This window comes from Knoellia locipacati (assembly GCF_007992835.1).
In the GTDB taxonomy this organism is placed as follows: domain Bacteria; phylum Actinomycetota; class Actinomycetes; order Actinomycetales; family Dermatophilaceae; genus Knoellia; species Knoellia locipacati.
Genome location: NZ_BKBA01000004.1, coordinates 320,448 through 340,053 on the forward strand (window position 1 = coordinate 320,448; position 19,606 = coordinate 340,053).

Below are 19,606 nucleotides of genomic sequence, written 5' to 3' on the forward strand. Positions count from 1 at the left end.
GGCGTAGCGTTTGTTCTGTCCTGCAGAGCGTGAGGTGGTGGTCCTCGTGCGGACCCGTTCCCGTGTGACCCGTGGCCTCGTCATCGGTGCTGCGGTGGTGGCGGTCTCGGTCGGCACCCCGGCGGCTCCCCGGGCGGAGGCGGCCACCGCGGCGCAGCTCGCCTCGGCGGCCTACGCCCGGATGAGCACCGCCCAGCGCATCGGTCAGCTGTTCATGGTCGGCACGCCCGCCACCGGCCTGTCGTCGGCCGCCGCGAGGGCGATCACGACCTCCCACGTCGGCAACGTCATCCTCACGGGTCGCTCGACGGCCGGCGCCGCACCGGTCCGGGCGCTCACGGCTCGTCTCGACCGGCTGGCGACGGGGTCCGCGACGGCTGGTGTCCCGCTGTGGGTCGCCACGGACCAGGAGGGCGGCTACGTCCAGGCGTTGCAGGGAACCGGACTGTCGCGCATGCCCACCGCGCTCACCATGGGGACGTGGTCGACGACCACCCTGACGTCGTCGGCGCGGACGTGGGGTCTGCAGCTCCGCCGCTCGGGCGTGGACATGAACCTCGCCCCGGTGCTCGACACCGTGCCTGCCGCGACCGCGTCGACCAACCAGCCGATCGGGCGCTGGCAGAGGGAGTTCGGGCACACGCCGAGCGTCGTGACGGCCAAGGGCGGCGCCTTCCTCGCCGGCGAGCGTGGCGCCGACCTCGCGATGGTGGCCAAGCACTTCCCGGGGCTGGGCTACGTCACGGGCAACACCGACACGAGCGCGGGGGTGACGGACACCGTCACGACGACGACGTCGGCGTCGCTCGCGCCGTTCAGGTCGGCCGTGGCGAACGGCATCCCGGTCGTCATGATGTCGTCGGCGGTCTACGCGAGGATCGACCGGTCGCGGCCGGCGGTGTTCTCGCCTGCGGTCGTCACCGGGCTCCTGCGGACGGGCCTCGGCTTCCGCGGCGTCGTCATGAGCGACGACCTCGGCAACGCCAGGGCCGTGGCCGCCTGGTCGCCGGGCGAGCGCGCCGTGCGCTTCCTCGACGCCGGGGGCGACGAGGTCCTCACGGTCGACGCCGCCACCATCCCGGCGATGGTCGCGGCCGTGACGACGCGCGCCGCCACGGACCCGGTGTTTCGCGCCAAGGTCGCGGCAGCGGTGATGAGGGTGCTCACCGCCAAGGCGGCCCAAGGGCTGCTCGGCGCACGACTGGCCCTCGACGGGTCCCTCGGTCCGCGCACCGTCTCTGCGCTGCAGCGCTGGCTCGGTGTCCCCGTCACGGGCACGCTCGGCACGACGACGGTCCGGGCGTTGCAGACCCGGGTCGGCACGACGGCCGACGGCCGCTGGGGCCCGGCGTCCATGCGGGCCCTGCAGGGCTACCTCGGCATCTCGACGGACGGCGCGCGGACGTGGAACGCCCGGACGGTGACGCAGCTGCAGGCCTACCTCGACACGCAGCTCTGAGACCCGCGGCGGGCCATCGGCGGGTGGTGGTTCGTCAGGGCATCGCGCTGCCGCCGAACGGGATCCGCTCCTCCCCGTCCCACGACCAGCGAGCGTCCTCGCGCCTCAGCCGGAGCAGGGAGAGGTGGCTCGCGCGGAAGGGGGTGGGCGGGAGGTCCACCGCGCCCAGGCGCTCGTCCACCTCCTGGGCGCGGGGCGGGTCGGCGTTGGCGTAGGCGATGGAGATGTGCGGCTGGAACCCGGTCCGCGGCAGGGGGAGTGCGTGCGGCTCACGACCCAGGCAGGTTCGGACTGTCTCCGCGAGGTCCTCGCGCAGGGGGCCGATGGACGGGGTCGTGCTGACGGACATCCAGACCGCATCGGTCCTCGCGCGTGGTGCGGCGGCGACCATGTCGATCGGTGGCACGGCGGCGACGAGGGTGCTCGCGCGGTCCAGGAGCCGGGTCATCCCCCTCTGGTCGACCTCGTCGACGAAGGCGACACCGAGGACGGTCATGTGCAGCCACCGGGGTTCCACGAGGTCCAGGCCGCGCATCCCCGAGAGGCTCTCCTGGAATGCGGTCGCGTGGGCCACGAGCGGCGGAGTCGAGCCGCACGTCACGTAGAGGGCCCACAGTCGCCGACCGGGTGGCCACGGCTCCTCCCTCGCCCAGTGGTTCTTCACGGCGTCCGCACCCGGGGGTCCATACCGCCACGCTAGCGAGCCGCGACGACGAGCCCGGCCTGCGCGTCGGGCGGGCTCGGGTCGGCCGCAGGTAGGTTGAAAGACATGGCCGCCGACGCTCAGCACCCCCTGGACCTCTTCGGGATCGACGGGCTCCTCTCCGCCGACGACCGCGACATGCGCGACACCGTGCGCGCGTTCCTCGACGCCGAGGTCCGACCGCACGTCCCGGGCTGGTTCGAGGCCGGGTCGGTGCCGGTGCGCGAGCTGGCGCCGAGGTTCGGCGAGCTCGGCCTGCTCGGGATGCACCTCGAGGGCTACGGCTGCGCCGGGACGAGCGCCACGGCATACGGGCTCGCCTGCGCCGAGCTCGAGGCGGTCGACTCCGGGATCCGCTCGCTCGTGTCCGTCCAGGGCTCGCTCGCAATGTTCGCGATCCACCACTTCGGCAGCGAGGAGCAGAAGCAGGAGTGGCTGCCGCGGATGGCCGCGGGCGAGGCCATCGGGTGCTTCGGCCTCACCGAGCCCGACTTCGGGTCGAACCCCGCGGGCATGCGCACCCGGGCGCGGCGCGACGGCGACGACTGGGTGCTCGACGGCTCGAAGATGTGGATCACCAACGGCTCGGTCGCCGACGTCGCGGTCGTCTGGGCCCGCACCGACGACAGCGACGGGTCCACGGTGCGCGGCTTCGTCGTGCCGACGGACACCCCCGGCTTCTCGGCGCCCGAGATCACCGGCAAGCTCTCGCTGCGCGCCTCGGTGACGGCCGAACTCGTCCTCGAGGGGGTGCGGCTGCCCGCGTCGGCGATGCTGCCCGAGGCGCGGGGGCTGTCGGGGCCACTGTCGTGCCTGTCCGAGGCGCGGTTCGGGATCGTCTTCGGCGCCCTCGGGGCTGCCCGGGACGCGCTCGAGGTGACGATCGCCTACACGCAGGACCGCGAGATCTTCGACAAGCCGCTCGCCGGCTACCAGATCACCCAGACCAAGCTCGCCGACATGACCCTCGAGCTCGGCAAGGGCATGCTCCTCGCGCTGCACCTGGGCGCGCTCAAGGACGCCGGCACGCTGCGACCCGAGCAGGTCAGCCTCGGCAAGCTCAACTCCTGCCGCGAGGCCATCGCCATCGCCCGTGAGTGCCGCACGCTGCTCGGTGCCAACGGCATCGCGCTCGAGTACTCGCCGATGCGTCACGCCAACAACCTCGAGTCGGTGCTCACCTACGAGGGAACATCCGAGGTGCACCAGCTCGTTGTCGGCCAGGCACTCACGGGGCTCCCGGCGTTCCGCTGACCGGGGCCGTCGTGGGGCAGCGGTCGATTCGGCCGGATAGTGAAGTCTACGAAGGACGCTAGAAGACGCTAGCGGCAGGCATCGAGGAGGTTCCCATGAGCGACGAGACGTTCGCCGACGACTACGAGACCGCGCGGGCAAGCTTCGAGGCGGGGGAGTACCGCGAGGCCGCGACGCTCTTCGTCGACCTCGTGGACCGCAGCGCCCTCGAGCCCCCGCTGCACGGGACGACCGAGCTGCGGCTCTACCTCGCGCGCTCCTACTACCACTCGGCCCAGCTCGCCCGGGCCGAGGAGATCCTGCGCGCCATGCTCGTCGACCACCGCGACGACCACTACGCGCTCCTGCTCCTCGGGCGCACGCTCCAGCGCCAGAGCCGGCACGACGAGGCCAGGCCCCACCTGGCGATGGCCAAGCTCCTCGGCGGCTACGACATCGAGGGCCCGGACCTCCCCGACGCCCGGTCGGCGACCGACGGCTGATCGTCCGCCGACTGGTCCCCGAGAACCCTGCACAAACCCTTGACGTGGGTCACCGACAGGTGGACTCTGGAGGAAACGACGACAGGTGGCGATCGAGGTCCGGTGGTGGTGTCGGCCTCCCCTTCCCGACTCCCACATCGGGCCCGTACGCGCCGCCCCTCACCCCGGGAAGGGGTGGGGGGCGGCGTTCGGTTCAGGCGTCCGAGCCCGCCGCTCGCGACCCGGCCAGGGCCCGCCCGAGCGACTCCACGCCTGCAGCGAGGTCGTGACCGAGCCGCAGGCCCCCGGTGACGTGCTCCTGGTGGCCGCCGCCCACGGCGACGACGACGTCCGGTGCGTTCTCGCGGATCCGGTCGACGACGGTCTGGGTGGCGACGACGTCGGCGAGACGGGGGACGGCCAGCACGGCGGCCCCGGCGCGACGGCGCGTCACCGCGTGCACCCAGTCGTCGGCGGGGAGGTCGGCACCGAGATAGGCCGTGCTCATCCCCGCCCGGCGTGCCCCGACCGCGAAGGCGAGCAGCCCGAGCTCGTGGCGTGAGCCCGCCGGCAGTCCGAGGACGATGAGCGGTCCGGTCCGCGTCCTGGGCGTGGCGTCGTAGAGGACGGCCAGCCGTCGGTGCACGGCGTGGCTCACGAGGTGCTCGCCGGCGGTGGTGATCCGTCCGTCGGCCCAGGCGCTCCCGACGGCCAACAGGACCGGCATGAGCCAGCCGCCGACCATGCGCGGGTAGTCGTCGTCGTCGAAGGCCCGGTCGAGGACGGCGCCCAGACGGGAGCCGTCGAGGTCGTGCGCCGCCGCCATGACTTCCTCGAGCCCCTCGGGCTCCCCGCCGTCGGGGGCGGCGAGGTCGAGGTCCCCGGGGGCACGAGCGGCCCGGTCGACGGCGTCGAGGCGTCGCAGCGTCTCGGCCGCGGCCTCGCTCGCGGTCCATCCGTCCTCGACGAGCGAGGCCATGATCGCCAGGGCCCGGAGGTCGCCGTCGGAGTAGAGCCGGTAGCGCCCCTCCGACCGCTCGGGGGACACGACGCCGTAGCGCCGCTCCCACGCCCGCAGCGTCGGCAGACCGATGCCGGTCAGCTCGGCAGCCCGCTTGATCGTGTACATGGTTTGTCCAGATTAGGCCGCGCGGGGCCGGCCGCAACCGCGACGAGCCGTCGCGGGCGCGTCAGTGCGCGGTGTGACCGGCTTCGAGGGCGAGGAGGTACTCCTTGGCGGCCGGCCCGCCGGCATACCCGCCGACCCGGCCACCGACCGAGCCGCCGGCCGGGAGCACCCGGTGGCACGGCACGAAGACGCACACCGGGTTCGCGCCGAGCGCCGAGCCCACGGCACGCGAGGCACCCGGTCGAGCGATCGTCGTGGCCAGCTCGCCGTAGGTCGTCGCCGAGCCGTAGCCGACGTAGGTCGCCAGACCTGCGAGCACCGCGCGCTGGAAGTCGTTCGCCAGGACGAGGTCGACCGGGACCGAGAAGCCGGTGACCTTCCCCGAGAGGTACGCCGTGAGCTCGCGTCGCGCGGTGTCGAGCGGCTTCGCGTGGCGCAGCACCCGCGGCGACACGACGTCTGCCAGGCGCTGCAGCCACGCACCCTCGTCGTCGGTGGTGGGGACGTAGGCGCTCGTGACGAGCCGGCCGTCGGAACGCACCGCGAGCAGGAGCCGGCCCACGGCGGTGTCCTCGACGGCATACGAGACGTCGGTCTCCGGGAGCACGGGCGGGCGCACGTCGGGAGCGAACGCGGCGAACGGGTCGGCGGTCATCGAAGGTCCTCCAGGTCGACACGGAGAGTGGCGAGCGCGTCCGACACGAGGCGGCGGCTCATCGCGGGGGTGGTGCCCAGGGCCGTGGCGACGGTGCGGTGGTCGAGGTCGGCGACGTACTTGAGGACGACGGCCTCGCGCTGGCGCTCCGGCAGCGCGCCCACCCGCGCCCACAACCCGTCGTCCGGCGCGGCTGGGCCGGCGACGACGGGCGCCGACGCCAGCGAGGCCGGGTCGTCGTGCGCGACCGTGCGCCGCGCCGATCGGTGGGCGTCCATCGCGCACCGGTGGGTGATCGTGAGCAGCCAGCCCCGCAGGTTGCGGGCCGAGGTGACCCGCGGATAGGCCGCGAGCGCCTGCACCCACGCCTGCTGCGCCACGTCGTCACCGAGGTTCGGCCCGGCGAGGGCGTGGGCGAGCCGGCCGACGTCACGCCAGTGCGCGTCGACGAGGCTCTGGAAGGGCGGCAGCGTCACGATGATGGAACGGTATGCCGTCCGAAGATGTGAGTCGCTGACGTCCCGCGGGGCGCCGCACTGGGACCATGGCCCGATGGAGGCGCGTTCGGCGGGGACCCCCGGCGACCCGGGGAGCCGCGGGCGACCACGTGTGGTGGCGCACCGCGGCGCGAGCTCCGAGCACGCCGAGCACACCCTGCGGGCCTACACGACGGCCTTCGGGCTCGGCGTCGACGGGATCGAGTGCGACGTCCGGCTCACCGCCGACCACCACCTCGTCTGCGTCCACGACCGTCGCGCCGACCGCACGAGCAACGGCAACGGCGTCATCTCCACGCTCGAGCTGGCCCGGCTCGAGGAGCTCGACTGGGCCAGCTGGAAGAAGCTCGACGACGGCAGCTCGGGCGAGGGCGCGGACGGCGACCCCGAGCGTGGACGCCTGCTCACCCTGCGCCGGCTGCTCGACTCGCTCGTCGACCAGAACGACGCGCTGCTCACCCTCATCGAGACCAAGCACCCGACGCGCTACGGCGGGCTCGTCGAGCGCCAGCTCGTCACGGTGCTGCGCGAGTTCGGCCTCACCATCGGTGACCTGCCCCAGCTGCCGCACGTGCGGGTCATGTCGTTCTCGATCCTCGCGCTCATGCGCATGCGGGGCCTCGCGCCGCTGGTGCCCCTCGTCTACCTCGTCGACGCCGCGGCGCCGCGCTTCTCGTGGGACGGCTCGCTGCCGCGCGGGGTCAACATCATCGGTCTGGACGTGCGGATCCTGCGGCGGGCGCCCTCCGTGGTGCGGGCGCACCAGCGCCGGGGGCACGAGGTCTACGTCTGGACGGTCAACGAGCCCGACGACGTCAAACGGTGTGCCGACCTCGGGGTCGACGTCATCATCAGCGATCGCCCACGGGATGTCATGGGCCTGCTCGGCTAGAGTCCCCGCGTGACGTCATCCAACACGCCAGAGCTCGACGAGTTCGGTGGCAACATCGGTCAGGGCCAGGTCCGCACCATCCGCGCGCCGTGGGGCCCGTCGACCGTGCCCAAGGTGCGCAAGGCCGTGGTCGCCGACCTCCGGGCCCGCGAGCTCGCCGAGCAGACCATCGACGAGGCCGAGATCGTCGCCTCCGAGCTCATGACCAACGCGATCCGCCACGCGCGCCCGCTCGCCGACGGCTGCCTCCGGGTCCGCTGGAAGGTGCGCGGCGAGGTGGTCGAGGTCGAGGTCACCGACGGTGGCGGCGAGAGCATCCCCGTCCCCGCGCCCGCCGAGGTCTGGCTGTCGAGCGGTCGTGGTCTGCGGATCGTCCGCTCGCTCGCCCACGAGTGGGGTGTCACCGAGGACAAGGGTGGCCAGACGGTGTGGGCCGCCATGGGCGGTCCGAGCCGCCGCCGCGCCACCTGACGAGAGCACGACGGCCGCACCACTACGCTGACGCCCATGGGCAAGGCTTCGCGACGACGCAGGACCACCGACGACCAGGGCGCACCCGCCAAGCGGCAGCGCACCGCGGCCGTCCCCTACGTGAACCGGCCCTTCGAGGGCCTTCCGCAGGAGACGGAGTGGGTGGCGATCCGCGAGATCCTGCCCGCGGCCACGGTGGCCGTGCGGTTCGCCGAGGGCCAAGGCCCCGCGGGGGTGCGGGAGGCGGCGGTCGCCACCGTGCTCCCGATGGCGTGGCCGGCGCTGCACCGTTCCGACGGCACCGTCCTCATCGGCACGCAGTCGGGCTCCACGACGGGTGACCCCAGCCGTGACCTCGCCGCCCAGCTCCTCGCCGGTGCCGCCGCCGAGCCCGGCAGCGCCGTCCAGCACGTGTCCGCCGCGACGGCCGACACCCCGCGCCTGCAGGACCTCCTCGACACGAGCGAGCCGTTCGAGTTCGTCGTCCACGAGGGCTTCGACTTCTGGGTCGAGGGCCAGGACCTCGACGAGGAGGGCCAGGCCTCGCTCGACCGCGCCAACGAGTCGGTCGTCCCGACCCGACGCATGTCCGCCCTCCCGTCGGCCTACTGGGTCCGCATCGGCGAGCGCACGTACATCCGCCTCGTCCTGCCCGACGACGAGGACACCGCCACCGACGCCCTCGCCCGGCTGCACGCCGCGGCCGAGTCGGGCCTCGGCGACGGCACCCGGCTCCTCGGCGCGTTCCGCGCCTGCGGCCTGCTCGTGCCCGTCTTCGAGGTCCCTGCCGACAGCGACCCGGGGCAGCACGAGGACGCGCTCGCGGCCTTCGGCACCCGGTATGCCGCGGCGCTGGCCTCGACGGCCGCCCTCACCGCGGACGAGCGCCGGGCTCGTTCCGGACTGCTGAGCCGCCAGGTCACGCTGCGCTGATGTCGGCTCCCGGTGCGCGCGCCGTCGCCGCGATCATCCCGTGCAAGGACGAGGCCGACCGGATCGCCGCGACGGTCCGGGCAGTGCTGGCCCTCGACGGGGTCGACACGGTCGTCGTCGTCGACGACGGCAGCTCGGACGACACGGCCGGTGTGGCGCACGCCGCGGGTGCCGACGTCATCGTCCACGCGCGCAACGCCGGCAAGGCCGCGGCCCTCGAGACCGGGGTCCGGCACCTGCGCGAGCTCGAGGCAGCCGCAGCACGAGCCGGCACGGGCACCGGCCCGGGCGCCGGCGCGTCGGCGCTCGCCCCGCGCCACCTCCTCTTCGTCGACGGCGACCTCGAGGACTCCGCGACCAACCTCCACGTCCTCGTGCCACCCGTGCTCGAGGGCCGCGCCGACATGACGGTCGCGACGCTGCCCGCCCAGAAGGTCGCCGGCGGCGGTCGGGGGTTCGTCGTCCGCCTGGCCCGCGAGGGCATCGAGGACCTCACCGGCTGGACCGCCGTCCAGCCGCTGTCGGGCATGCGCTGCCTCACGGCCGAGGCGTTCGAGGCGGCCAGCCCGCTCGCGCCCGGCTGGGGTGTCGAGGTCGGGCTCACCGTCGACGTCCTCGGTGCCGGGCTCCGGGTCGAGGAGGTCCCGTGCGAGCTCCAGCACCGCGTCTCCGGCAAGGACTGGCGCGGCCAGGTGCACCGCGCCGCGCAGTACCGCGACGTCTGGCGCGCGCTGACCCGGCGGCGCCTGCGCCGCGCCCTCTCCGATCGTGCACCCGGTGTCGCACACCGCATCTGACGCCGACGGAGGCGGACCGCTGAGCCGTCTCGCCCTCGGGCCGACCGGTGAGCGTGCCCGCCTCGGGCTCCTCCTCGTCTCGTTCGCGCTGCTGCTCGTCGTCGGGCTCGCCCTGCCGCACGCCGCCGCCCCCGACCTCGGCCCGCGTGGCTGGGCGCCGGGCACCCTCCTGCCGGTCACGCTCTCACCGGCGCTGGTCACGGCAGCGATGTGGACGGCATACGTGCTGGGAGCCGTGGGGGTGCTGCTCGCGGTCCTCGGGCGCGGCACCGAGCTGCCCCGGTCGTTCGTCGCGGCGCTCGCGGTCGGTGCGGCACTCACGGCGCCGTTCGGGTCGGGAGACCACGTGAGCTACGCCGCCTACGGCCGGATCCTCGCGCTCGGCGACAACCCGTGGCTCGTGTCGCCGGTCACCTGGCGCGGTGGCAGCGACCCCGTCGTCTCGGCCGTCGAGGCACCGTGGACCGAGGAGCCCAGCGTCTACGGGCCGTTCGCGACCATCGTCCAGGGCCTCACTTCGCTCGGCGGCGGCGACAACCTGCGCCAGACGGTGTGGCTGTGGCAGCTCGTCGTCATCGCGTCCTGGCTCGCCGTCCGCTGGTGCCTGCGCCGCGTCCTGCCGGGTCGCGAGGGCCGGATCGACGCCCTGTGGACCGCGAACCCCCTCGTCTTCTCGGTCGGCGTCCTCGGTGCGCACGTCGACCTGCTCGCGACCGCCCTCGCGGTCGGGGCCGTCTGGGCCGCCCACCGGTATGCCGGCCTCGGCGGCGCCGCCCTCGCCGGCACCCTCGCGGCCCTCGCGATCTCGTCGAAGTTCACGTATGCCGTCGTCCTCCTCGCGCTCGTCGTCGCCTTCCCCGCGCGCCGGCTCGCCCGCTCGGCGGTGCTGCTCGCCGCGGCCGCCGTCGTCGCCGGTGGGCTGCACCTGTGGGCCGGGCCGCACGTCTACGACCAGCTCGGCCGGTCGGCGCGCGCGGTCTCGCTCGCGACGCCGTGGCGGTGGGTGTTCGAGACCCTCGGTGGCGACCTCGACGCACGCAGAACGGTCTCCGGCCTCGCCGCGCTGCTCGCCGTCGGCTTCGCGCTGTGCCTCTGGCGGGTCGTGCGACCGGCGCATGCGGGTCTGGGCGCCACCGCCCTCACGGGGGTCGCCGTCCTCACCGGCGCCTACGCGCTCGCGGCGCCCTACTCGCTGCCCTGGTACGACGTCGTCGTGTGGGCCACGCTGCCGGCCGTCGTCGCCGGCGTCGCCGACCTCGTGCTGCTGCTGCGGCTGTGGGTCATGTCGATGGCCTACACGCCGGGGCGGGTCCTGGGCATGACACCCGGGGTCGAGGACGTCACGATGACGGCCCGGACGAGCGTGGCGCCGGTGGCGCTCCTCGTCGCGTGGGTCTGGCTCGTCACGAGCGCCGTGCGCGGCGGGTCCCGGCGACGGCCCGCAGGTCCTCCTCGAGACTCCGCACCACGACGCTGACGATGAGCGGCACGGCGACGGTCGCGCCGACCGCCGGGATGGCCGTGCCCGAGTCGTTGATGAGGAACCCGATGGTCAGCATGATGACGAGCGCGATGAGCCCGGCGCGCAGGGTCGGAGCCTTCTCGGACGCCTTGCCCAGACCGCGCGAGCCCCACGAGGTCGGGCGGGCCAGGACGTAGATGACGAAGAGCAGTGCCGCCGGGACGAGCAGGGTCAGCGGGGCGTTGCCGAGCAGGATGCTCCAGTTCTGCTGGGCCTTGCGGACGACGATGTCCATGGCGTTGCCGTCGATGATCGCCTGGATGAAGTTGCCGAGGTGGCTACGGCTGTCGGCCTCGCGGAGCCAGTCGAGGAACGCGACCCCGAAGAACAGGGCCACCGAGCCGAGCCCGATGAGCCCGATCCGCTGCCACGTCATCCGCAGCCCGAGGATCGACAGGACGAGGTAGGCGATGCCGGGGATGAGGGCGGGCGGGCCACCACCGTCGGCGCCCCAGAACGGTGCGCCGTCGATGATGACGGCGGCGACGCCGATGATCAGGACGACGATCGCAGCGATCCGCTGCCGCCCGTGGCTCACGAGATAGCTCGACACCGCCGTCGCGAGCAGGATCGCCGAGGTGGCGAAGAGCGCGAAGGTCACGTTGCCCATGCCGTAGAAGCGGCCGGCGACGACCGGCTGGAGCCCCATGAGCGAGGACTGCTGGAGCCGTGACCCCGTGATGACGTCTCCGGCGAGCACCGCCATCGTCACGGCCGCGACGAAGGCGAGCGGCCCGAGGGCCGCGCGTCCCCACGGGCCGCGCAGGGCGGCATACGCGATGAGGGCGACGAAGAGACCGACGGCACCGACGATCGAGATCATCGGGATCGGGAAGCGCCACCACGGCAGGAGGTTGGCGAGGAACGTCGACGCCGGCACCGAGGCCGCCGCGACCGCGACGACCCGGACGACGCCGAGGACCCGGCGGCGGGTGTCGGGCGTGCCGATCTTGCCCTTCCACACGAGGAGGACGAGGAGGTAGATGACGAGCTGGCCGTAGGCGAACCCGTTGAAGAACGGCGGCACGAGGCTGTGCACCTCGTGGCTCGCGAGGTCGTAGTCGACGAGCCCCTGGAGGCGGTCGGCGGCGCGGCGCTCGGAGTTGTCGGGCGCCTGCTCACTCGTCATCGGGGTGCCGCCGAGGCCGTCGGGCACGGCGACGCCGGTGAGCGACATGACCGTCACGGGGACGTCCTGGGCCTGGACGAGGCCGGGCTGGCGGGTCGACTGGGTGTTGAGGCGGCCGGGGCCGAAGTTGGGTCCGCGCGCGACGACGAGGCGCAGGCGCTCGGTGACACCGGCGTCGGACAGGCTCGCCACGATGAAGTCGGCGCCGCCCGGAGCGGCGGTGATGACCTCGCCGATGCGCTTGTCGATGGCGGCGATCTGGGCCTGGCGCGAGCCCTCGACGGCCTGCTCGCCCTCGGCGACGTCCTCGGGGTCGCGCACGCTGCCCACGTCGACGATCGTCAGCGGGCAGGTGTTCATGTCGACGAGGAGGGTGTCGGGCGAGTACGGCGAGTAGCGGTCGGCGGTGCCCTCGGGCATCGCGGCGGCGATGGCGGCACCGGGGCCGACCGGCTTGATGCAGACGTCGGACTTCGCGGCGGCCTCGCCGAGCAGGCCCAGCTTGCTGTCGAACTTGCGGGAGGCGGCGGCCTGCTCGTAGGTCGCCCAGTCGGGGACGACGCCACCGCTGGGCTCCTCGAGCGGGGTGCACGGCCGCGTCTGGACCCGGCCCGTGCCGGGACGCGGGGCCGAGGCGCGGTTGGCCGCGGAGACGCCGAGCCAGCCGTCGGCGGGGCAGGTGTTGGTCTCGACCGAGCGGATCGACATCGCCGCGCTCGAGCCGTCGCGCAGCAGCATCCAGAGGTTCGGGGTGGCCTTCTCGCTGACGTCGGTCCACGTGATCCCGCCCGTGCCGATGAGCACCGTGGCGCCGTAGGGCTCCGGTGCGGCCGTGGTCGTGGCCGTGCCCGAGTCCGCCTTGGCAGGGGTGGTGAGCAGCGCGGCGCCGCCCAGTCCGAGGACGGCCACCAGCGCGGCGATGAGAACGGCCAGGGCTCGACGAGTCACGGCAGCGATCCTACGTGCGGCCAACCAGCCGTCATGTGGTGAGCATGTGAGGGCGGCGTGAAGACACAATGGCCCCGTGACCCCGACCACGCCACGCACCCGGCGCCCCCTGCCCGCCCGTTGGCAGTGGCCCCTCGCGGTGGCGCTCATCGCGCTCGCGGCCGTCCCGGTGGTGCTCCGCTACCTCGTCTTCTGGCCGATGGACCAGTGGCAGGTCGACGTCGAGGTCTACCGCGACGCCGGGGTCTCGATCCTCACCGGACGGCCCATCTATGCCGCGATGACCGAGGCTCCGCAGCTGCTGCCGTTCACCTACCCGCCCTTCGCCGCGCTCCTCGCGATCCCGCTGGCGTGGGTCCCGTTCGGTGTGGCCGGATGGCTCTGGACCGCCGCCCAGGTCGCGGCCACGACCGCGATCGTCTGGTATGCCGGGTGGCGCCTCATCCACCGCGCCGGACCCTGGGTGCCCCTCGCGCTCGCGGCCCTCGTCGCCCCGATGCTCTGGCTGCACCCGGTCTCGGACGGGATCCGGTTCGGTCAGGTCAACGCCTTCATGGTGCTCGCCTGCCTCATGGACCTGCGCCGGCCGCGACCCGGTCTGCTGCGGCACGTGCCGCCCGGCGTGCTCGTCGGGCTGGCGATGTCGATCAAGCTCACCCCCGGTGTCTTCGTCATCCACTACCTCGTCAACCGCCGCTGGCGCGAGGCCGCGACCGCGGTGGGGACCGCGGTCGGGGTCACCCTCGGCGCGTGGGTGCTGCTGCCCGAGGCGTCGTTCGCGTTCTGGGGCGGCGCGCTGCAGGACCCGGCCCGGCTCGGTCCCAACTTCGGCACCTCGAACCAGTCGATGCGCGGGTTCCTGCTGCGGGTCGGGCCCGAGGGGCTGGCCGGGACGGCGATCTGGCTCGTGCTCGTCGCGGTCGTCGGGGTGTTCGGGTTCCGGCTGGCCCGGCGGATGTGGCTGCGCGACGACTCGATCGGCGAGGTGGCGGTCGTCGGGCTGCTCGCGTGCCTGCTCTCGCCGGTGGCGTGGATCCACCACTTCCACTGGGTCGTCGTCGTGGTCTTCGCGCTCCTCGGCACGCAGCCGTGGCGGCGTCGCGGGGCGGGGGTGCCGTGGTGGCGCTCGCGCAGGCTCGTCGCCGGGCTCGTCGTCGCGGCGTGGTTCCTCATGCGGATGCCGTGGTGGGGGATCTCCTGGCTCAACCACCCGCAGTGGCCCGAGCTGCCGGGTCGGATCCTCCAGAACGCCGACGTCGCCGGTGGCCTCGTCGCCCTCTGGCTGCTCTGGTGGGTGGGCCGCGACGAGAGCGACGAGCCGGAGGCCCCAGCGCCGCGCGAGGTGCGGCCGCTCGAGACGAGCAGTTCTTCCCGAGCCGACCACTCCTAGGTGGTCGCCCCGCCGACTGCTGGTCGTCTCGGCGCGGGCGTGAGCGGACGGCATACTCTGACGCCCATGTTCGCGAGCAGCGTCGCCGAGGTGGTCGTCCTTCTCGTCCTCGTCGTGCTCCCGATCGCCGCACTCGTGGCGCTCGTCGTCCTCGTCCTGCGGCTGCGGACCCGGGTGAAGCACCTCGAGCGCCAGCGGCCCGTGGGCGCCGGTGACCTCGCCGCCCTGCGCGCCGACATCGGCCAGGCGCTGCGGCACGTGGCGGTCGTGCGCTACGACGCGTTCGGCGACATGGGCGGGCGGCTGAGCTTCAGCGCGGCCATCGTCGACGACCGCGGTGACGGCGTCGTCCTGTCCTCGATCCACGCGCGCGGCGAGTCCCGCACCTATGCCAAGGGCATCACCGGGGGTGGCTCCGACGCCACGCTCACCCCCGAGGAGCAGCAGGCGCTGAGCGCCGCCCGGACGGGGAAGAACTGATGGCCGACGTGACGCGCTACGGCTACCTCGGCCCCGAGGGCACCTTCACGCAGATGGCGCTGCTCGCGTGGTCCGCCTCGCACGACGGCGAGCACGTGCCGTTCGGTTCGGTGGACTCCGCGCTGGAGGCGTTGCGGCGCAGCGAGATCGACGCCGCGATGGTCCCGATCGAGAACTCCGTCGAGGGCGGCGTCTCCGCGACCCTCGACGCCCTCGCCAGCGGCGACCCGCTGGTCGTCATCGGCGAGGTCAACGTCCCGATCACCTTCGTGCTGGCCGCCCGAGCCGGTATGCCGCGTGCCGACGTCCGCGCGGTCGGCACCCACTCGCACGCCTGGGCGCAGGTCCGCGGCTGGATGGATGCGAACCTCCCGGGCGCGGCCTACGTCCCGACCCTGTCGACCGCGGCCGCCGCGGCCGGCCTGTCGAGCGGGGTCGAGCAGGCCTACGACGCCGCCGTGTGTGCACCGGTCGCCGCGTCGAACCACGGGCTCGAGGTGCTCGCCTCCGACATCGGCGACCGCGCCGGTGCCGTGACGCGCTTCGTCCTCGTCTCGCGGCCGGGCACACTCCCCGAGCGCACCGGCGCCGACAAGACCACGGTCATGCTCTTCCAGCGGCACAACCGGGCCGGTGGCCTCCTCGAGCTGCTCGAGCAGTTCGCGGTGCGCGGCATCAACATGACCCGGCTCGAGTCGCGCCCGACCAAGGGCTCGCTCGGCTCGTACTGCTTCTCGATCGACTTCGAGGGCCACGTCCTCGACGAGCGGGTCGGCGAGGCGCTCATGGGGCTCAAGCGGGTGTGCGCCGAGGTGCGCTTCCTCGGGTCCTACCCGCGCGAGGACGGCGCCGCCGTCGACGTCGCGCCCCTCACGACCGACGCCGACTTCGCCGGCGCCCGCGACTGGCTCCGCTCGCTGCGCGGCAGCTGACCCGGCGCTGGCCGCTCCGCCACGACCGGCGCAGATCGTGGTCAGCGGCGCAGCCATGACTGCGCCGCTCGGCAGGCCCTGCGCCGCGCGTTCACGCGGCGCGCACCGGGACGCACCCCCGACCCGGCACGGTCGACGCGCCGCAGGTCGACCAGCGCGCGCCCTGCCGGGCGAATCGCTAGCCTCCTGCCATGGCGACCACACCCCCGCAGCAGCCCGTCCTCCGGCCGCGGACGGACGAGTCCCCGCGGCCCGCGAGGCGTGAAGGGATCGCGGCTCTGCGCGACGTGGCGATCGGCGTGTTCTTCGTCGTGTTCACCACCAGCCGGCTCCACGCGGAGGGGTTCGGCTGGCTCACCGTCACCGTGCTGATCCTCGCGTCGGGCGCACTCGGCGCCAAGATCGCGATCTACGCCCCGCTGCTCAGGACCACGAAGGCGCAGGGTCAGGCGGTGCCCGATCCCTCGTAGGCCGTGACCCAGTCGTCGATCTCGGTCCAGCGCTCATCCAGCCACTCCGCGATGGCGGGAGCGTCGTCGGGGACGTCGCCCGCGGCATACGTGTGGGTGCGCACGAGGAACGGACGGTCCGTGAACGGGATGGCGTCCCAGATCTCGCGCGGCGTCGAGAGGTGGCCGAAGCCCGCGTGCCCGACGATCATGACGTCGGCGTCGGGTCGCTCGTCGAGCACCGCCACGACGCCCTTGGTCTTGGGCGGCAACGTGTTCCAGAGCGAGACGGCGCGGCGTGCCCGCAGCTCCTGACCCGCCTCACGCAGGCGGGAGATGAGCCGTCGGCGGCGGTCGGGTGAGAAGTTCTGCCCCTCGGGGAAGAGCAGGAGCACGTCGTCGTGCTTGAGTCCACGGGCCAGCTCGCGCACCCCCTCGACGCGGTCGTCGCCGGCGCCGGTGCGTGACGGGACGAAGTACGAACGCATCTGGGTGAGCAGGGTGTCGACCATGGGGTCCCACCGAAGTGCCTCTGCGAGAACGATCTTGGGCATCCGGCCGGCGGTGTGGCCGAGCAGCCAGGCCAGGGCGATCGAGTCGCCCGGGCCGGCGTGGCGGGCGAAGGCGACGAGCGGCGCACCCTCGTTGCCGAAGTGCATGCGGTCGTCGAGGCGGACCTCGAAGCCGACCCAGCGCTTGCCGAGGATCATCGCCCGGTTGAGCCCGGCGAGGAACACCTGCTCGTGGTCGTCCTCCCACGTCGGTCCCGTGCCGTCGCGGTCCTTGAGCCTGAGCCGCCAGCAGTCCAGCAGCATCCGGACGTCGACCCACACGAGGCCGACCCCGAGGCAGCTCACCCGGAACAACCGGGCCCGCTTGTCGACGAACGCGTGGAACGCCCCCGCGACGATGACCGGCGTCGCCAGCCCGGTGACCGCGGCGGCTCCCACCGGCCACACGACGGGCAGCACGCGACGGGCGAACCGCGGCGGCTTCGGGATTCCCGCAAGACCCATGACGTGACTGTATGCCGTGGGATCAGAGCTCGGAGAGGTATGCCGTCGACGCGGCATACGCCTGCTCGGCGCGTTCAGTGAGGCGCGAGGCCCGACCGTAGGTCAGCGCGACCGACGGTGACTCGGGGGCGCCGCTGGGCAGGACGTGCACCTCGACGCCGTCGGGGATCGACTCCATCTCGTGGACGTAGCGGTGGCGGCGCGAGATCTCGAACGCGACGACGCCCACCTCCCACGGCCGGCGCGGGGGAGTGAGCGGCTGCTCGACCCGGCCCACCTGGAGGACGAAGATCCGGTCGGCGCCCAGGCTCACCGCGCGGCCGACGGGGATCGAGTGGACGAGCCCGCCGTCGAGGTAGTGGTGCCCGTCGATCTCGACCGCCGGGAACAGCCCGGGCACCGAGCAGGAGGCGACGACCGGGTCGACGAGCTCGCCCGACGAGAACCATGTCGAGCCCGCCGTCTCGATGCACGCGGCGACGCACTGGAAGGGCACCTCGAGCTCCTCGAAGGTGTCGACCGGCAGGTGGTCGTCGACGATCGAGCGCAGCGGTGCGCTCGTCAGGAGGTGCGTGCGGAAGCGCGCGATCCGCGCCGCCGAGCGCATGGGGTTCTCGAGGAAGATGCCGCTGGAGCCGACGGCGCGCCAGGCCTCGGCGAGGGCGCGGATGCCGTCGACCGAGGGGTCGGCGGCGACGAACGCTCCGTTGAGCGCGCCGATGCTCGTGCCGACGACGAGGTCGGGTCGCACCCCCCGCTCGGCCAGCGCTCGCAGCATCCCGACCTGGGTCGTGCCGAGCACCCCGCCACCGCCGAGCACGTACGCCGTCGTCATACCGGCAGCCTATGCACCCCCGACGGTGGCCGACCGCACGGCAGCCGACGGGCCCGGCCATAGGCTGTGGTCATGCCAGGCGCCGCGTTCTTCGACCTCGACCGGACCCTGCTCCAGGGCGGGACCGGCCCGCACCTCACGCAGGCGATGGTCGACCTCGGGGTCGTGCCGCGGTCGCTGCCCGGGCAGGGCCTGCTGTTCAAGGCGTTCGACCTCGTCGGCGAGAACCTCCCGTCGATCTTCCTGGCCCGTCAGGCGACGCTCGTGGCGCGCGGCAAGGACTCGACGAGCTTCGACGCCGCCGCCAAGAACGCCGCCGAGGTCATCGCCGAGCTCGTCCACCCCTTCGCGCTCGCGCTCATCGAGCAGCACAAGGCGGAGGGCCGCCCGGTCGTCATGGCGACGACGACGCCGGAGCACCTCATCAAGCCGCTGGCCGACCTCCTCGGCTTCGACCACGTCCTCGCGACCCGCTACGGCACCAAGGAGGACGGCCGCTTCGACGGCTCGATCCGCGGTCCGTTCGTCTGGTCGACCGGCAAGCTCTCGGCGGTGCGGCACTTCGCCGCCGAGCACGACATCGACCTCGCCGAGAGCTTCGCCTACTCGGACTCGATCTTCGACCTGCCGCTCCTCGAGGCCGTCGGGTCACCTGCCGCGGTCAACCCCGACCCACGACTGACGGTGTATGCCGTGGCCCGCCGGTGGCCGATCGTGCACTTCGACGTGTCGCCGGGCGTCCTCAAGATCCCGGTCGTCGGCATCGAGCTCCAGCGGTTCCTCCTCGAGGGGCTGCGCTCGACGTTCTTCCCGTGCGCCCGCTTCGACATCGAGGGCATCGAGAACATCCCGCGCCACGGTCCGGTCATCCTCGTCGGCAACCACCGCAGCTACTTCGACGTCGTGGCGATGGCCAACGTCGTCCGCCGCTCAGGGCGCACGGCCCGGGTGCTCGGCAAGAAGGAGCTCTTCGACGTGCCCGTGCTCGGCTCGTTCATCGCAGCCGCCGGTGGCATCAGGGTCGACCGGGCCGAGGGCGGAGCGGTGTCCTACGACATGGCGGCGCTCGCGCTCGAGGGCGGCGAGATGGTCGGGCTTCTCCCGGAGGGGACCATCCCGCGCGGCGAGGCGTTCTTCGACCCGGTGCTCAAGGGCAAGACCGGTGCGGCCCGGCTCGCCGCCGCCAGCCGGGCGCCCGTCATCCCGGTGGGGATGTGGGGCACCGAGAAGGTCTGGCCCCGCTCGTCGAAGCTGCCGAACCTGCTCAACCTCTCGAACCCGCCGACCGTGCGGATCCGGGTCGGTCCGCCGGTCGAGCTCACCTACCGCTCACCGGCCGCCGACACCAAGCGGATCATGGCCGCGATCAGCGACCTGCTCCCACCCGAGGCGCGTGAGAAGCGCGTCCCCACCAGGGACGAGCTGCGCACGACCTACCCCGACGGGCGCATCCCCGGCGAGGAGTGAGCGCACGCAGCCCCAGCGCCCCGCCCACCCACCCACCGCCCACCACCCGCCGTCCCCACCAGCACTTGCGTCCGCAGACCTGGTCGCGGTGCCGACCACCTGTGCGGACGCAGACAGTGCCCCGGGGTCAGGGGCTGTGGATGACGGTCTCTGGATGTCGGACGGACGGCATACGGTGGACGTCGGC

Annotated in this window: 20 protein-coding genes; 13 read left to right on the plus strand and 7 right to left on the minus strand. The window is 73.3% G+C overall.

Annotated features, from left to right (window positions below):
- The first annotated feature begins 46 nt into the window (after positions 1–46).
- On the plus strand, positions 47–1,459 hold the full coding sequence (locus KLO01_RS07315; RefSeq protein ID WP_222611943.1) for a glycoside hydrolase family 3 N-terminal domain-containing protein: 1,413 nt from the start codon (positions 47–49) through the stop codon (positions 1,457–1,459).
- 34 nt (positions 1,460–1,493) lie between these two features.
- Here KLO01_RS07315 and KLO01_RS07320 read toward each other — a convergent pair whose 3' ends face one another.
- Positions 1,494–1,994 (minus strand): 2'-5' RNA ligase family protein, encoded by a 501-nt coding sequence (locus tag KLO01_RS07320; RefSeq protein ID WP_147063642.1) that lies wholly within the window; start codon positions 1,992–1,994, stop codon positions 1,494–1,496.
- Between the two features lie 234 nt (positions 1,995–2,228).
- On the opposite strand from KLO01_RS07320, the gene KLO01_RS07325 reads away from it, so the two are divergent.
- Together KLO01_RS07325 and KLO01_RS07330 are read left to right on the plus strand one after the other, a co-directional pair.
- Entirely contained in the window at positions 2,229–3,416 is a 1,188-nt protein-coding gene (locus tag KLO01_RS07325; protein ID WP_147063644.1) for an acyl-CoA dehydrogenase family protein, read from the plus strand.
- 95 nt (positions 3,417–3,511) lie between these two features.
- On the plus strand, positions 3,512–3,898 hold the full coding sequence (locus KLO01_RS07330) for a tetratricopeptide repeat protein (RefSeq protein ID WP_147063646.1): 387 nt from the start codon (positions 3,512–3,514) through the stop codon (positions 3,896–3,898).
- Positions 3,899–4,091: 193 nt separating this feature from the next.
- Here the strand turns inward: KLO01_RS07330 and KLO01_RS07335 are convergent, their stop codons facing one another.
- The 3 genes from KLO01_RS07335 to KLO01_RS07345 all read right to left on the minus strand — a co-directional run bounded on the left by KLO01_RS07335 (position 4,092) and on the right by KLO01_RS07345 (position 6,137).
- The gene (locus KLO01_RS07335; RefSeq protein WP_147063648.1) at positions 4,092–5,006 is read right to left on the minus strand and encodes a MerR family transcriptional regulator; all 915 of its coding nucleotides are present in this window, start codon (positions 5,004–5,006) and stop codon (positions 4,092–4,094) included.
- A 61-nt stretch (positions 5,007–5,067) separates the two neighbouring features.
- A complete protein-coding gene (locus KLO01_RS07340) occupies positions 5,068–5,661 on the minus strand; it encodes a methylated-DNA--[protein]-cysteine S-methyltransferase (protein WP_186827954.1) in 594 nt (197 codons plus the stop codon).
- Positions 5,658–6,137, minus strand: a complete 480-nt coding sequence (locus KLO01_RS07345) for an RNA polymerase sigma factor (protein WP_147063649.1) — start codon at positions 6,135–6,137, stop codon at positions 5,658–5,660. The genes KLO01_RS07340 and KLO01_RS07345 overlap by 4 nt, the downstream gene beginning before the upstream one ends.
- A gap of 76 nt (positions 6,138–6,213) precedes the next feature.
- Between KLO01_RS07345 and KLO01_RS07350 the strand changes: the two genes are divergently transcribed.
- Genes KLO01_RS07350 through KLO01_RS07370 form a run of 5 tightly spaced genes read left to right on the plus strand, consistent with a single transcriptional unit; the run spans position 6,214 to position 10,728 of the window.
- A complete protein-coding gene (locus KLO01_RS07350; protein ID WP_147063651.1) occupies positions 6,214–7,050 on the plus strand; it encodes a glycerophosphodiester phosphodiesterase family protein in 837 nt (278 codons plus the stop codon).
- 9 nt (positions 7,051–7,059) lie between these two features.
- The gene (locus KLO01_RS07355; protein ID WP_147063653.1) at positions 7,060–7,521 is read left to right on the plus strand and encodes an ATP-binding protein; all 462 of its coding nucleotides are present in this window, start codon (positions 7,060–7,062) and stop codon (positions 7,519–7,521) included.
- A gap of 36 nt (positions 7,522–7,557) precedes the next feature.
- Positions 7,558–8,454, plus strand: a complete 897-nt coding sequence (locus KLO01_RS07360; protein ID WP_186827955.1) for a DUF5926 family protein — start codon at positions 7,558–7,560, stop codon at positions 8,452–8,454.
- Positions 8,454–9,251, plus strand: coding sequence for a glycosyltransferase (locus KLO01_RS07365; protein ID WP_147063655.1), 798 nt, complete (start codon positions 8,454–8,456; stop codon positions 9,249–9,251). The genes KLO01_RS07360 and KLO01_RS07365 overlap by 1 nt, the downstream gene beginning before the upstream one ends.
- On the plus strand, positions 9,232–10,728 hold the full coding sequence (locus KLO01_RS07370) for an MptA/MptB family glycosyltransferase (protein ID WP_147063657.1): 1,497 nt from the start codon (positions 9,232–9,234) through the stop codon (positions 10,726–10,728). Before KLO01_RS07365 ends, KLO01_RS07370 begins: the two co-directional genes overlap by 20 nt.
- Here the strand turns inward: KLO01_RS07370 and KLO01_RS07375 are convergent.
- Positions 10,655–12,850, minus strand: coding sequence for a hypothetical protein (locus KLO01_RS07375; protein ID WP_147063659.1), 2,196 nt, complete (start codon positions 12,848–12,850; stop codon positions 10,655–10,657). The two genes, KLO01_RS07370 and KLO01_RS07375, sit on opposite strands and share 74 nt — an antisense overlap.
- Before the next feature lie 76 nt (positions 12,851–12,926).
- Here KLO01_RS07375 and KLO01_RS07380 point away from each other — a divergent pair, with 76 nt between their 5' ends.
- The 4 genes from KLO01_RS07380 to KLO01_RS07395 all read left to right on the plus strand — a co-directional run bounded on the left by KLO01_RS07380 (position 12,927) and on the right by KLO01_RS07395 (position 16,122).
- Positions 12,927–14,240, plus strand: a complete 1,314-nt coding sequence (locus tag KLO01_RS07380; RefSeq protein WP_246136103.1) for a glycosyltransferase 87 family protein — start codon at positions 12,927–12,929, stop codon at positions 14,238–14,240.
- 66 nt (positions 14,241–14,306) lie between these two features.
- On the plus strand, positions 14,307–14,720 hold the full coding sequence (locus KLO01_RS07385) for a DUF4446 family protein (protein WP_147063661.1): 414 nt from the start codon (positions 14,307–14,309) through the stop codon (positions 14,718–14,720).
- Positions 14,720–15,652 carry a prephenate dehydratase gene (pheA, locus tag KLO01_RS07390; protein ID WP_147063662.1) on the plus strand — a complete coding sequence of 311 codons (933 nt, stop codon included), beginning with the start codon at positions 14,720–14,722 and terminating at the stop codon, positions 15,650–15,652. The genes KLO01_RS07385 and pheA overlap by 1 nt, the downstream gene beginning before the upstream one ends.
- A 191-nt stretch (positions 15,653–15,843) precedes the next feature.
- The gene (locus tag KLO01_RS07395; protein ID WP_147063664.1) at positions 15,844–16,122 is read left to right on the plus strand and encodes a hypothetical protein; all 279 of its coding nucleotides are present in this window, start codon (positions 15,844–15,846) and stop codon (positions 16,120–16,122) included.
- Here the strand turns inward: KLO01_RS07395 and KLO01_RS07400 are convergent.
- Entirely contained in the window at positions 16,098–17,117 is a 1,020-nt protein-coding gene (locus KLO01_RS07400; RefSeq protein ID WP_186827956.1) for a 1-acyl-sn-glycerol-3-phosphate acyltransferase, read from the minus strand. The two genes, KLO01_RS07395 and KLO01_RS07400, sit on opposite strands and share 25 nt — an antisense overlap.
- Positions 17,118–17,139: 22 nt before the next feature.
- The gene (locus KLO01_RS07405) at positions 17,140–17,952 is read right to left on the minus strand and encodes a patatin-like phospholipase family protein (protein WP_147063669.1); all 813 of its coding nucleotides are present in this window, start codon (positions 17,950–17,952) and stop codon (positions 17,140–17,142) included.
- A 72-nt stretch (positions 17,953–18,024) separates the two neighbouring features.
- On the opposite strand from KLO01_RS07405, the gene KLO01_RS07410 reads away from it, so the two are divergent.
- Complete coding sequence (locus KLO01_RS07410) at positions 18,025–19,419, plus strand: HAD-IB family hydrolase (RefSeq protein WP_147063671.1); 1,395 nt, start codon at positions 18,025–18,027, stop codon at positions 19,417–19,419.
- Positions 19,420–19,606 lie beyond the last annotated feature (187 nt).